The 12,784-nt window shown below is 70.7% G+C and carries 11 protein-coding genes and 1 pseudogene; 7 read left to right on the top strand and 5 right to left on the bottom strand.

Features of this window, described 5'->3' with window-relative positions; translation table 11 throughout:
• Window positions 1–194 precede the first annotated feature (194 nt).
• From AB0I52_RS09140 to AB0I52_RS09125, 4 genes are all read left to right on the top strand, one after another.
• Window positions 195–1,241 carry an NAD(P)/FAD-dependent oxidoreductase gene (locus AB0I52_RS09140; protein WP_363070413.1) on the top strand — a complete coding sequence of 349 codons (1,047 nt, stop codon included), beginning with the start codon at window positions 195–197 and terminating at the stop codon, window positions 1,239–1,241.
• Window positions 1,238–1,867: a class I SAM-dependent methyltransferase gene (locus AB0I52_RS09135; RefSeq protein ID WP_363070411.1), complete on the top strand. Its 630-nt coding sequence runs from the start codon at window positions 1,238–1,240 to the stop codon at window positions 1,865–1,867. Before AB0I52_RS09140 ends, AB0I52_RS09135 begins: the two co-directional genes overlap by 4 nt.
• Window positions 1,868–2,030: 163 nt before the next feature.
• On the top strand, window positions 2,031–2,594 hold the full coding sequence (locus tag AB0I52_RS09130) for a DinB family protein (protein WP_363070409.1): 564 nt from the start codon (window positions 2,031–2,033) through the stop codon (window positions 2,592–2,594).
• Window positions 2,595–2,680: 86 nt separating this feature from the next.
• Complete coding sequence (locus AB0I52_RS09125) at window positions 2,681–3,040, top strand: hypothetical protein (protein WP_362965374.1); 360 nt, start codon at window positions 2,681–2,683, stop codon at window positions 3,038–3,040.
• A gap of 156 nt (window positions 3,041–3,196) precedes the next feature.
• Here AB0I52_RS09125 and AB0I52_RS09120 read toward each other — a convergent pair whose 3' ends face one another.
• The 3 genes from AB0I52_RS09120 to AB0I52_RS09110 form a co-directional block, all read right to left on the bottom strand.
• On the bottom strand, window positions 3,197–3,739 hold the full coding sequence (locus AB0I52_RS09120; protein ID WP_363070407.1) for a hypothetical protein: 543 nt from the start codon (window positions 3,737–3,739) through the stop codon (window positions 3,197–3,199).
• Window positions 3,736–3,981, bottom strand: coding sequence for a helix-turn-helix transcriptional regulator (locus AB0I52_RS09115; RefSeq protein WP_250967425.1), 246 nt, complete (start codon window positions 3,979–3,981; stop codon window positions 3,736–3,738). The genes AB0I52_RS09120 and AB0I52_RS09115 overlap by 4 nt, the downstream gene beginning before the upstream one ends.
• Window positions 3,982–4,132: 151 nt before the next feature.
• A complete protein-coding gene (locus tag AB0I52_RS09110; protein WP_363070405.1) occupies window positions 4,133–4,753 on the bottom strand; it encodes a YceI family protein in 621 nt (206 codons plus the stop codon).
• Window positions 4,754–4,978: 225 nt separating this feature from the next.
• Between AB0I52_RS09110 and AB0I52_RS09105 the strand changes: the two genes are divergently transcribed.
• Window positions 4,979–5,500 carry a hypothetical protein gene (locus tag AB0I52_RS09105; protein WP_363070403.1) on the top strand — a complete coding sequence of 174 codons (522 nt, stop codon included), beginning with the start codon at window positions 4,979–4,981 and terminating at the stop codon, window positions 5,498–5,500.
• 86 nt (window positions 5,501–5,586) lie between these two features.
• Here the strand turns inward: AB0I52_RS09105 and AB0I52_RS09100 are convergent, their stop codons facing one another.
• Both AB0I52_RS09100 and AB0I52_RS09095 read right to left on the bottom strand, forming a co-directional pair.
• Window positions 5,587–6,234, bottom strand: coding sequence for a peptidoglycan-binding protein (locus tag AB0I52_RS09100; protein WP_363070401.1), 648 nt, complete (start codon window positions 6,232–6,234; stop codon window positions 5,587–5,589).
• A 365-nt stretch (window positions 6,235–6,599) separates the two neighbouring features.
• Window positions 6,600–7,829, bottom strand: a complete 1,230-nt coding sequence (locus AB0I52_RS09095) for a glycoside hydrolase family 64 protein (RefSeq protein WP_363070399.1) — start codon at window positions 7,827–7,829, stop codon at window positions 6,600–6,602.
• Window positions 7,830–8,234: 405 nt separating this feature from the next.
• Between AB0I52_RS09095 and AB0I52_RS09090 the strand changes: the two genes are divergently transcribed.
• Complete coding sequence (locus AB0I52_RS09090) at window positions 8,235–12,104, top strand: endo-alpha-N-acetylgalactosaminidase family protein (protein ID WP_363070397.1); 3,870 nt, start codon at window positions 8,235–8,237, stop codon at window positions 12,102–12,104.
• A 443-nt stretch (window positions 12,105–12,547) separates the two neighbouring features.
• Window positions 12,548–12,733 (top strand): annotated as a pseudogene (locus AB0I52_RS09085) (hypothetical protein); the annotation flags it as partial.
• Window positions 12,734–12,784 lie beyond the last annotated feature (51 nt).

The raw sequence follows: 12,784 nt of genomic DNA, 5'->3' as shown, positions 1-12,784 counted from the left end.
AGTGGCCCCAGTTGGATCGTCGGCCTGCGAGGCCGCGGTTTCCTCAGCTCCGCACCGGGTGGCGGTGTGAGCATCTCCGGCCAGGGAAGAGGCGCCCCGGCAAGGCCGTCCGGTACGAGTTTGCCGAACCCGCAAAGATGTTTGCCGATATCCGGGACCGAGGCGCACCATCTCCGCAGATGGAGGTGTTTCGCATGAGCGACATGACGACGCAGACGTACGACGTAGTGGTGATCGGTGGCGGGCCCGCCGGGCTGAGCGGGGCCCTGGTGCTGTCCAGGGCCCGGCGTTCGGTGCTGGTGATCGACGCGGGCAGCCCGCGCAACGCACCCGCGTCCCACGCGCACAACTACCTGGGACGCGAGGGCATCCCGCCCACCGAGCTGCTGGCCATCGGCCGGGAAGAGGCCTCCGGGTACGGGGCGGAGATCGTCGAGGGCGAGGCCGTGGCCGCCGAGAGGCTGCCGGGCGGGGCCGGGTTCCGGGTCGTACGGGCGGACGGGACCGCCGTCACCGCGCGCCGTCTCCTCGTCACCACCGGGCTCGTCGACGAACTGCCGCCGATCCCCGGCCTGGCCGAGCGGTGGGGGCGGGACGTGCTGCACTGTCCGTACTGCCACGGGTGGGAGGTGCGGGACATGCCGGTCGGCATCGTCGCCCTGAGCCCGATGGCCGTGCACCAGGCGCTGCTCTGGCGGCAGTGGAGCGACGACGTCACCCTCTTCCTGCACAACGCGCCCGAGCCGGGCGACGAGGAGTACGAGCAGCTCGCCGCACGCGGCATCGCCGTGGTGGACGGGGAGGTGACCGGACTCGAGGCGAGCGGGGACCGGCTCACCGGGGTGCGGCTGGCCGGCGGACGGGTCGTGCCGCGCGAGGCCGTGGTGGTGCAGCCGCGGTTCACCGCGCGGTCCGGGGTCCTGGACGGTCTCGGACTGCACGCCACCGCGCTGGAGGCGGGCGGCCACACCATCGGTACGTACATCGCGTCCGATCCGTCGGGTGCGACCGAGGTGCCCGGTGTCTGGGTCGCCGGTAACGTCACCAACCTGATGGAGCAGGTCATCGGCGCCGCCGGGGCGGGGATGAAGGCGGCCTCCGCCATCAACGCCGACCTGGTGGGCGAAGACACCCGCCGCGCGGTCGGGGCCCGCCGCGCACCCTTCTCGGCGGAGGCCGAGCGCCAGGTCTGCGAGCAGACGCTCGGAAGCCGCCGTCACGGACTGCAGGAGACACGATGAATCCCGACAGCACGCCGTCCGACGCGGCACTCTGGGACGAGCGCTACCGCGAGAGCACCCGGATCTGGAGCGGGAACCCCAATACCGCGCTCGTCCGTGAAGTGGAGGGTCTGACACCGGGGCGCGCCCTCGACCTCGGGTGCGGCGAGGGGGCGGACGCGGTCTGGCTCGCGCGGTGGGGCTGGCAGGTCATCGCCACGGACATCTCGCGCGTCGCTCTCGGCCGGGCCGCCGAACACGCCGCCGAGGCAGGGGTCGCCGACCGGATCGACTGGCAGTTCCACGACCTCGGCGTCTCCTTCCCCGAGGGGGAGTACGACCTTGTCTCCGCCTCGTTCCTGCACTCGATGGGCGACCTGCCGCGCGAGGAGATCCTGCGGCGGGCCGCCTCGGCCGTCGCGCCCGGCGGAGTGCTCCTGATCGTCGGGCACGCGGGCTTCCCGGCGTGGGAGCACGACCACGCGGACATGGAGCTCCCCACCACCGACGAGGTGCTCGCCTCCCTCGAACTCCCGGCGGGGGAGTGGGACGTGCTCCTCAGCGAGGAGCACGAGCGCGTGCAGAACGACCCGGACGGGAACCCCACCACCCGTACCGACAACGCGCTGAAGGTCCGCCGCCGCTGACGGCGGTCCGCGGGCGCGGGCGAGGATGCGCGTGCCGGCCGTCACTGCGGCCGGCACGCCGACATCCAACCGTCATTCGAGCCCATTGAGGTCAAGGACTGACCTATACGGCTTCTAGCCTGGTTCTCGACCGGCGGAACAGGAACGACCGAAGGCAGAAATCATGAACGTGAACGTCAATAACGCGGACACCCGTGAGGCGGCCGCCGCCCCGGCCCTCACCGGCGAGCGCGCCGACCTGCTGGAGGCGCTGACCAAGCAGCGTCACTTTCTGCGCTTCACCACCCGTGACCTCACCGACGAGCAGGCCGGGCTGCGGACCACCGCGAGCGAGCTGTGTCTGGGCGGTCTCGTCAAGCACGTCACCGAGGTCGAACGGAGCTGGGCGGACTTCATCGTGCACGGGCCCGTGGCGATGCCGGACTTCACCGCCATGACCGAGGCCGACTTCGCCCGGCGGACCGACGGATTCCGGCTGCTGCCCGGAGAGACGCTGGCGGCTGTGCTGGCCGACTACGCCGAGGCGGCCCGCCGGACCGACGAACTGCTCGCCACCCTGCCCGACCTGGGTGTCACCCATGCGCTCCCGAAGGCTCCCTGGAACGAGGCCGACGCACGCTGGTCGGCCCGCCGGGTGCTGATGCACGTCATCGCGGAGACCGCTCAGCACGCCGGGCACGCCGACATCATCCGCGAGTCGCTGGACGGTGCCAAGACCATGGGCTGACCCGGAGGGGTGGTCCGCGCGCCCCTGTGCCCGAGGACCGGGGCGGTGGCCGTTACCACCGCTCCGGCTCAGCCGTTGAGTCGACCATGAATACTCGACGCCTGACCACCGCGGTGGGCACCCTCGCCGCCACCGCCCTGCTGGCACTCTCCGTGCCCGCCACGACCGCCCATGCCGCCGAGTGCGGTGTCCGCTCCGACGGCCGGCTGTACTGCGGCAACGCCGTCGGCGCGAAGGGGTACGCGGACCGTTCCTACCGTTCGGCGACGCGCGGCACCCTCACCACCGGGTTCAACTGGTTCGCCTGCTGGGGCCACGGCGACCCCCACGAGGGCCAGAACGACATCTGGTACTGGACCCAGCTCGACAACGGCCAGTGGGGCAACGTCCCCGCCGTCTCCGTGAAGACCGGCCAGGACCCGGCCCCCGGCCTTCGCGAGTGCTGAAGCCGCGGCCCCGGCCGTAGCAGGACCCGGACACCGGACCCGGCGACGTCACCCGACAGGGCTCACACCCCGGTGCGTCGCCGGGTCCTGGTCACCGGCCGCGGATGCGCCCCGGGCGGCCGGAGCGCACGAGCAGCCGAACGCCGAGCCCGTCCGCTACATCCCGGACCCGGGCCCTTGCTCCGCTTCCCCCGGCTCGTCCCGGGCGGTGAGGCCGGCCACCCACAGCGGCATCAGCCAGTGCGTGACGAAGACCGCGGCCAGGACGGGGACGAGCAGGGCCCCGGCCCGTACCTGACCGCTCCAGTCCGCCGCGGCGACACCGAGGACCGCGCACGCCAGCAGAAACGTGGTCACGCGGTGCGCCCGCGCCCGTACCCTGTCCCGCTCCGCGAGCTGGCGTTCGTCCAGGACGCGCGTGCGCAGTTCGAGCAGCCCCCGGGTGGCGCCGTTGAGCACGCCGGTCGCCAGGCACCAGGGGAGGAGCAGGACGAGCAGGGCGACGGCGAGCCAGGGCCGGTCGCTCGCGTACGAGCCGACGCCCGCGGCCACGCCCGCCGCCGTGAGCACCGCATGGGCACCGACGGCCGTGCGCCGGCGTGCGGCCGTCGCGTGCAGCGCGCCCGCCCGGGGGTTGTTCATCACGGCGAACATGCGCCGGTCGTAGCGGGTGTGCCGGGTTGCGCCGGTGGTGGTCATTGCTTCCTCCCGTAGACCTCGTCCGTGAGCGGGCGGAACGGCCGGAGGGAGAACAGGGCCTCCACCGGCAGATCGAAGAACTCGGCGACGCGCAGCGCGAGATCGAGGCTCGGGTTGTACTGCCCGCGCTCGATGTATCCGATGGTCTGGTAGTGGGCGCCGACCGCTTCGGCCAGCGCCTGCCGCGACACCTTGCGTTCCGCGCGCACCATCGCCAACCTGTTGTGAACCTGCTCGCTCATGTATAAGAAGTACTACATTCAGGGGCAGGTGCGCAACAGGGTGAGTCGGTCGGAGCGGTGGGACCGGCGGGCCCCGCGACGCCGGGCGCCCGCCGTCCTCCCCGTGGAGGGGTGGAAGGCGGGCGCGCTCGGGCCGAGTGTTCCCTCGGCGTCAGGCCTGCGGTGCGGCGGCCTTGATCGCGGAGATGTCGAAGTTCAGCTTCACCTTGTCGCTGACCATCACGCCGCCGGTCTCCAGTGCCGCGTTCCAGGTCAGGCCCCAGTCGGAGCGCAGGATGTCAGTGCCGCCCTCGAAACCGACGCGCTCGTTGCCGTACACGTCGGTCGCGGAGCCGTTGAACTCCAGGTCGATGGCGAGCGGGCGGGTGACGTCCTTGATGGTGAGGTCGCCGGTGACGCGGTACTTGTCGCCGCCGAGCTGCTCGGCGGAGGTCGAGCGGAACGTCATGAGGGGGAACTTCTCGGCGTCGAAGAAGTCGCCGCTGACCAGGTGGCCGTCGCGGTCCGCGATACCGGTGTCCACGCTGGCGATCTTGACGTCGATCGACACGGCGGAGCCGGCCGGGTTGCTGCCGTCCAGCTTCAGGCTGCCCTCGTGCTCGCCGAAGGAGCCGCGCACGTTGGTGACCATCGCGTGGCGCACGGTGAAGCCGATGCTGCTGTGGGACGGGTCGATCGTGTAGTCGCCGGTGAGGGCGGCCAGGGCGGGGTCGACGGTGGCGGTGGTGGCGGCGGTCTGGGTGTCGTTGTTCTTGCGGTTGAACAGAGCCATGGCTCCTCCTCGGTGACGTGATCGAGCGGGGCTCGAAGTAGTTGTTTAACCTTCAACGAGATTCACTGTAGACCCATCTAATTCAAAGTTCAACATCAAGCTCCGGACTGTTACCCACGGCGCCATGCATTCACGCGACCGTCACTCCATGCCCTCTGGCGGACGCGCGTAGAACTCGGGCACTATCTCCCTGGCCCCACATTGTCATGCACAGGAGGAGTTCCCATGGTGTCCCGTATGACGCTGCGCCCCGTCCTGACCGCTCTCGCCCTCGTCCTCGGAGTCCTCTTCGCCCCCGGAATCGGTGTCGTCTCCGGTGCGACGGACGCCTTCGCCGTCAGCAAGCTCACCCACAGCCAGGCGACCGCCAGATTCAGTTCGTCCGGCGTCACCTGGTCGTCCTCCGGCGGCTGCTCCAACCGCAACGTCGCCACCTGCACCTCCTTCGACCAGCTCAACCTGACGACCGCCCAGGGTGCCCAGACCCTCAAGAGCGCCACGGGCTGCGCGCTCAACATCACCGGCGGCACCGAGACCGGGCACGCCAGTGGCACGTACTCGCACTGGAACGGCTACAAGCTCGACTTCGGCAAGACCACCTGTCTCACCAACTACATCCACGGCGTGTTCAGCTACATCGGTCTGCGCGGTGACGGCGCACCCCAGTACCAGTCCGGCTCCGGCAACGTCTACGCGGACGAGGGCAACCACTGGGACGTGACCTACTACAACTGCGGCGGCTGCTGACACCCCGGCCCCGGGCACGACGGCGCCCCCGTCCGTAAGGCGGGGGCGCCTGTGTGTGGGGGTAGCGACTGCGGGTGACGGCTGTCTCAGTAGATCGGGTCGACGGTGGGGCCCTCCTGGGCCAGCAGGTCGCGGGCGAACTGCTCCCACTGCGCGTAGGCGTCGGGGAAGGCCGACACCTGCACCGCCTGGCACACCTCGCCCGGCGGCCTGTTCTGCCAGTCGGCGATCTGGATCAGGCCGGGGTTGCTGCCGAACGGGGCCACCCCGTAGAAGGACTTGGACGACGTGGGGACGTCCGTGATCTGTTCCGGGGTGCCCCAGCCGGTGCTCGGCCGCTGCTGGAAGATGCCGAGCGAGTCGTGGTCGACCGGGGTCAGGTAGTTGACGAACTTGGATTCCTGCATGGCCGTCATCAGGGCGATGACCTGCCCCTGGTCGGGGATCTGCGCGCCCTTGCCGACGCCGATGACGGTCCGGGCGTTGGCGAGCTCGGCCGGGCCGAGGTCGGCGGCGACCGTGAAGACCGTCCGCAGTTCGCTGTCCGGGGCCGCCTGCAGTGACCTGGCGGTCGCCGCGTCGACCGAGCCGGTGGGCCGGAGGCCGTGTGCTGCCTGGAAGGAACGCAGACCGTGGGGGGTGGGTGCCGCCTGGGCGGCCGCCGGAACGGAAAGGAGTATCCCGGCGGTGGCCGCGACGGCGGCTATGAGCTGAACCATTCTCTTCTGTCGCATGACAGGCACGGTGTCGCGGACCGGAATATGGCGTCAAGGGCCCTGCTTGACACGGGAGTTGACGGCCTGCTGTGCATTTGCTGTCGTTCCGGGCAAGGAGGTCGGCGGCGAAGGGGAGTGGAGTGGAATCCGAAGCCGGTGAGTGCGTGCCGTCACCGGTTCGACCAATGGAGCAATTCCCATTTGTTGCCCGTTGTCGTAAGTGCTTGATGTGAACGTCTGCTGGCGGGGCGGCCATTCGCGAGCCGGTGGAATGGCGCGATGAATCCCCTCACCCGCCGGCCGGCCTCTGCCCGTACTGCCCCGCACATGGCAGGGCCCCCGTCCCGCCCGGACGGGGGCACTGCCGGTCTCCGTGGGGGAGATCAGGAACCGACGCTCACGGTGAAGCGCCGCGGGTTGCCGTCGTTCGCGGCGCCCGAGACGTCCGGCTCACCGTCGGGGCGTACGTCGTCGTACGGGAAGGCGTAGCCGATCGGGCTGTTGGCGTGGACGATCCGCGACCAGTGATTGGTCACCGCGCCCTGGTAGTAGTCCGCCACCGAGGTGCCGTTCGGCTGGTCGGGGTGGCTGAGCATGATCGAGCGGTTGAAGCCGGCCGCCAGCCGGGCCAGCAGGCCCTTCTTGTCGTCGGAGTCCGCCGGGTTGTTGGTGAACGGCCCGTGGTTGCAGGTGAAGATGTCCTTGGAGACGGGCTTGGTGAAGGTGTGCCCGCCGTTGAAGGTCAGGGTGTCGCCGCTGACCCGCCCGGTGAAGACGCCGCGCCCGCCCTGGAGGTCGATCCGCAGGTCGGTCGAGCGGTACTTCTCCCAGACCTCGTCGATCTGCGCGGTGAACAGGTCCCGGAACGGCATCTCGTCCGGACGGTCGAAGAACGGTGCCATCAGGTTCTGCGGCGAGATGACCCGCAGCACACCGCCGTCCGAGCCGCGCGTCACCAGCTGGTCCCAGGGCTGCCCGTCGGCGGCGGCCTGGGCGGTGAGGCCGTCGGCGATCTTCTGGACGGCGCCGTCCGGGAGCGGAGCCACCGTGTGGTTGGTGTCGCCCTCCAGGGTCAGACCGATCGGCAGGGCGGTCACCAGGTCGACGTAGCTGATGTTCGCGTACAGCTGCTGCGGATTGAAGGTGAACTCGCAGAACGACCAGGTGCGCCCGTAGTTCGAGTCCGTGGACGTGGCGAAGGCCGGCTCGACCAGGGCGGGACCCGGGTTGAGGTAGAAGTCCAGGGTGTCGTCGCGCACGAAGTAGACCCGGGCCCCGTACATCTGGGGAAGGGTCACCACGACCGGCGCGCCGCCCGCCGCGTTCAGCGGGATGGCGCAGTCGACCGGCAGCGGGGTCTGCGGGGCCGCGGGGGAGTCGGGGTGGTAGACGCTGCCGTCGGCCCGCAGCAGCACCCAGCGGTCGGTGCCCTGCTCATGGCCGGTGACGTACGCGTTGACCCGGCCGGGCAGGGACTTGTTCTCCAGGGCCAGTTCGCAGGTCGCCGCGGCCGCCGACGCGCGGGGGCTCAGGGCGCTTCCCCAGACGGGGTAGGTGAGTGCGGTCGCGGAGGCGGCGACGCCGCCCGTCAGGAACAGTCTGCGCGAAATCACGAGGGGACTCCTGAGGCGTGGGGGTGGGGATGTGGGGGTGGGGAACGGTGGGGGACAGGAGGGGCGCGGACGGCGGGACGGTACCGGAAGTGCAGGGAGGTGGAACGAGCGCGTCCGCGGTGCGCACCACTCTCGCGAGGGCTGCGCCGACCGTCAAGACTTGTGACTGAGAGCGCTCTCAAAAACCGAAGGTCTTCACAACTCGACGCCCTGAGTCGCTACTTGGCGTATCCATCCACCTCGCATCCGGCCACCGTGATCAACATCTGAACACGCATTCGGTTCCGCTTCCCGCGCTCCCCACACGGGCTTACTTGGACTTACGCAGAGCGGTTGTTGGACTGGAGAGGCCATCGGAGCCGTACGTCGTTGACGGTGTCCGGACATGGCGACTACGCAGAGCACATGTCGCCAAGATTCACTACGGCGGGCGCTGCTGCCGCCGCCTCAGCCGCCGTCCTGGCTCTGGTGGGGACCGCTCTCCCTGCCTCAGCCGCCGCCCCCGCGCCCGCCGCGGCCGAATCGGCCGTCCCGGCAGGCGCCGTCATCGGATCCGCGCAGCTCGCCGTCGCCGTCGCGGACGACTTCCCGCGCGTCCTGACGTACACCGACCGGGCCTCCGGGAACCAGCTGTCCGGCAGTACCCGGCCGGTCACCGCCGTCACCCTCAACGGCGCCGCGCACGACGTGAAGCTCAAGGGCGCCCCCAAGGTCACCAAGTCGGCCGCCCACTACACGCTGGCCTTCGCCGATCTGCCCGGCGTCGAGATCGACGCCTCGCTCTCGGTCTCCGGACGCGCCACCACCTTCAAGGTGACCGCCGTCCGCGACACCGCGGCGTTCCGGGTCGGCACGATCGACATCCCCGGCCACGACCTGGTCTCCGTCGCCGGCACGGACACCGGTGCCGCGACCGCCTTCACCCGGCTGGACCCCGACTCGACGAAGACCGCGGACGTCTTCGCGAAGGTCACCGACTCCACCGAGGCCGACGCCGCTCCGGTCGGCGCCACCTACGCGATCGTCAACACCGGATCGCTGGCCGCAGCCGTCGAGTCCAACTCCTCGTACGACAAGCCCGCCGGCGCCACCGGCGGCGACGACGCCCGCTTCTGGCACCAGGCCCGCAGGACCGACGACGGCTCCACCCGGGTCGGCGTCTGGTCCGGCCAGTGGACCTACCGCGGCGACGGCGCCCCCAAGCCCGAGAGCGGCGACAACCTGCCCTGGGCGAAGGTCGTCGTCACGCCCGACGCCAACGGCGACAAGACCGTCGACTGGCAGGACGGCGCGGTCGCCTTCCGCTCCATCGGTGTGGTCGCGCCGGGCAGCGAGGACACCGCGGACCGGGTCGTCACCCACATCCCGTTCAACTTCGCCGGCCAGGCCACCCACCCCTTCCTGCGCACCCTCGACGACGTCAAGCGGATCTCGCTGGCCACCGACGGCCTCGGGCAGCTCGCGCTGCTCAAGGGGTACGCCTCCGAGGGCCACGACTCCGCCCACCCCGACTACGGCGGCAACTACAACAAGCGCGCCGGCGGCCTGAAGGACCTCAACGAGCTGCTGAAGGACGGCAAGAAGTGGGGCGCCACGTTCGGCGTCCACGTCAACGCCACCGAGGCCTACCCGGAGGCGAAGGCCTTCGACGAGAAGCTCGTCGACAAGTCCAGCCCCGGCTGGAACTGGCTGAACCAGAGCTACTACATCGACCAGCGCCGCGACATCAACAGCGGTGACCTGGCCAAGCGCTTCCAGCAGCTGCGCGACGAGACCGACAGCAACCTCAGCATGCTGTACATCGACGTCTATTACACGCACGGCTGGATCGCCGACAAGACCCTCCAGTCCATCCAGAAGCAGGGCTGGAACGTCTCCAGCGAATGGGCCGACAAATTCGAGCGCGGCTCGCTCTGGTCGCACTGGGCCAATGACCTCGACTACGGCGGCGCCACCAACAAGGGCCTCAACTCGCAGATCATCCGGTTCATCCGCAATGACGAGAAGGACGTCTGGAACAACGACCCGGTCCTCGGCCAGAGCGCCATCGACGAGTTCGAGGGCTGGACCGGCGAGACCGACTGGAACGCCTTCTACGACAACATCTGGCAGCGCGACCTGCCCGCCAAATACCTCCAGCAGCAGAAGATCACCCGCTGGGACGGCAACGACATCACCTTCACCGGCGGGGTCAGCGGCACGGTCGAGGACGGCAGGCGGACCTTCTACGACCACGGCCGCAAGGTGCTCAGCGGCACCGACTACCTGCTCCCGTGGGACGGCGGCAAGAAGCTGTACCACTACAGCGAGTCCGGTGGTACGAGCAGCTGGGCGGTGCCCTCCAGGGGCACGTACACCGTCTACGGGCTCACCGACAACGGCCGGGTCAAGACCGGCACGGTCCGGCCCGTGGACGGGAAGATCACGCTGAAGGCCGAGGCCGGGCAGCCGTACGTGCTCTACCCGGACAAGGCGCCGAAGGCCGCCGACGCCAAGTGGGGCCAGGGCAGCCCGGTCGACGACCCCGGCTTCAACGACGACGGGCTGACCGCCTGGTCGAAGACCGGCACCGTCGTCCGCGACACCGACGACCAGGGCCGCAACAGCGCCGAGCTGTCCGGCACCGCCGCGGCCGCGCTCTCCCAGCGCATCGACGGGCTGAAGCCCGGCAAGCGCTACACCGCCTCCGCCCTCATCGAGGTCCAGCCCGGCAGGACCCGCCGCACCACCCTGTCGGCCGGCGGGAAGTCCGTGAGCGTGGACCGCTCCACAGCCAAGGACCAGATCGCCGCGTCGGACTGGCACGGTACGTACTTCCAGCGGGCCAAGGTGAACTTCACCGCTCCCGCGAACGGGCGCACCACGCTCCGCATCGAAGCCGCCGAGGGCAGTGCGGCGACCGTCCGCGCCGATGACGTACGCGTCGTCGCCAACGCCCCGGCGACCAGGAAGAACACCGTCGTGTACGAGGACTTCGAGGACGTCGACCAGGGCTGGGGCCCCTTCCTCAAGGGCGACGCGGGCGGCTCCACCGACCCCCGCACCAGCATCTCCCAGCTGCACGCCCCGTACACCCAGGCCGGCTGGAACGGCAAGCTCGTCGATGACGTGCTCGGCGGCAAGGAGTCCCTCAAGGCCCACGAGGAGAACGCCGGAATCGTCTACCGGACCGCCCCCTGGACCGTGCCGATGGCCGACGGCCACCGCTACGAGGTCGAGTACGACTACCAGTCCAGCCACGCCGGTGCCTACGAGTGGGTCGACGGCTACGACCGGATCACCGCGGACGGCGAGCCCGGCTCGGTGACCACCCGGGCCACCGCGATCGGCGCCCAGCACACCACCGGCCACTTCACCGAGACCGTCACGGCGGGCTGCGGCGACACCTGGACCGGGCTGCGCAAGCGGGACGACGCACCCGAGGGCGCCGACTTCGTCCTCGACGGCTTCACCGTGACCGACCTCGGCAAGGCCCCCGCCTCGGAGCAGGCCGCCTGCGGCACCCTCACCGTCCAGCCGGCCGCGCAGACCCTGGAGCCGGGCACCGCCAACACCGTGCGGGCGAGCTTCACCAACTACGAGGCCACCGAGGTCACCGGGGTCTCGGTGGGCCTGGCCGTCCCCGAGGGCTGGAAGGCCGAGCCCGCGGGCGCCGTCACCTTCGACTCGGTCGCGGCCGGCGCGAAGGTCACCGGAAGCTGGCAGGTCACCCCGCCGGTGGACGCCGAGTACCAGACGTACCAGCTGAGTTCCGAGGCCGCCTACACCGTGGGCGGTGCCCGGCGCACGCTCGGCGCGCAGACCTCGGTGCGGACCCTGCCGGCGCCGCCCACCACGGACAGCTGGGCCAGCGACCTGGACTGGACGGCCGCCGAGAACGGCTGGGGACCGGTCGAGCGCGACCTCTCCAACGGTGAGACCGCAACCGGCGACGGCACCCCGCTGACCATCGGCGGCACGGTCTACCCCAAGGGCCTCGGCAGCCACGCACCCGCGAAGGTCCGCTACTACCTGGGCGGGAAGTGCACCTCGTTCACCGCCGAGGTGGGCGTGGACGACGTGCAGAAGAGCGCCGGCAGCGTGCAGTTCTCCGTGACGGCGGACGGCACGGAGAAGGTGAAGTCGCCGGTCCTCAAGGCCGCCGACACCGCCTGGTCGCTGACGGCGGACATCACCCGCGCCAAGTACGTCGAGCTGGTCGTCGGCGACGGCGGCGACGGCAACGGCAACGACCACGCCGACTGGGGGAACGCCCGCTTCCACTGCGGCGCCTGATCGGCGGCACGACTGAAGGGGGCGGGGCCGTCGGCGGTCCCGCCCCCTTCTTGCGCTCCCGGCCGCGCGCAGGACCGACGCCCGCCACCGCCCGGCCCCCGGGACTGCGGGGGCCGCGCTGAGATCCAGCCTCCGGTAGCTCCCCGGGGCGGCCCGGAGGGTGGAGTCCGCGGGAGTCCGGGACGGATGGCCGTTACACGCGTACTCTCGTACGTCATGGGGGAGTTGGGGGAGTCGACAGCGCACTGGCGGCTCCGCCCGCGCCGCGGCGGTGCGGACGGCCCGGTGCGCGGAGCCGGGGTGCTGCTCACACGGGACAGGGTGGTGACCCGTGCCCGGAAACTGCTGTTACGTGAGTTACGCGGCGACGTCGAAGAGCCGCCCCGGCCGGGGCGTCAGGATCTGCCGGGGCCGCCCACCGGCCCGGGTCCGGCAGGACGCCCATGAGGATTCCGTGCCCGCACCGCCGGTTCACCGGAGCCCCCTGCGACGGGGCCGTCCAGCCCACCGGCTACTGCGACACCTGCGGCCGTGACGAGGCGGACCCCGGACTGCCGTCGCTGCCCGGCACCCCCGAGGAGCACGGCCCCGCCGGACTCCTCGAACTCCCGCTGCTGGAACCGGGGAGCGGGCCGTCCGGCTGGAGCTGGAGCAGTGCTACCGCTGGCTGGCCCGGCAAC

Origin of the sequence: Streptomyces sp. NPDC050423 (assembly GCF_040655445.1) — a bacterium.
Taxonomy (GTDB): domain Bacteria; phylum Actinomycetota; class Actinomycetes; order Streptomycetales; family Streptomycetaceae; genus Streptomyces.
Note: the sequence above shows the minus strand (reverse complement) of the source record. Positions and strands in the feature narration are given on the sequence as shown.

Coding starts and splice junctions, on each gene's coding strand:
- AB0I52_RS09120 (WP_363070407.1), bottom strand. CDS start 3,739: ATGACCACCACCGGCGCAACCCGGCACACCCGCTACGACCGGCGCATG.
- AB0I52_RS09105 (WP_363070403.1), top strand. CDS start 4,979: ATGGTGTCCCGTATGACGCTGCGCCCCGTCCTGACCGCTCTCGCCCTC.
- AB0I52_RS09115 (WP_250967425.1), bottom strand. CDS start 3,981: ATGAGCGAGCAGGTTCACAACAGGTTGGCGATGGTGCGCGCGGAACGC.
- AB0I52_RS09090 (WP_363070397.1), top strand. CDS start 8,235: ATGTCGCCAAGATTCACTACGGCGGGCGCTGCTGCCGCCGCCTCAGCC.
- AB0I52_RS09110 (WP_363070405.1), bottom strand. CDS start 4,753: ATGGCTCTGTTCAACCGCAAGAACAACGACACCCAGACCGCCGCCACC.
- AB0I52_RS09100 (WP_363070401.1), bottom strand. CDS start 6,234: ATGCGACAGAAGAGAATGGTTCAGCTCATAGCCGCCGTCGCGGCCACC.
- AB0I52_RS09135 (WP_363070411.1), top strand. CDS start 1,238: ATGAATCCCGACAGCACGCCGTCCGACGCGGCACTCTGGGACGAGCGC.
- AB0I52_RS09125 (WP_362965374.1), top strand. CDS start 2,681: ATGAATACTCGACGCCTGACCACCGCGGTGGGCACCCTCGCCGCCACC.
- AB0I52_RS09140 (WP_363070413.1), top strand. CDS start 195: ATGAGCGACATGACGACGCAGACGTACGACGTAGTGGTGATCGGTGGC.
- AB0I52_RS09130 (WP_363070409.1), top strand. CDS start 2,031: ATGAACGTGAACGTCAATAACGCGGACACCCGTGAGGCGGCCGCCGCC.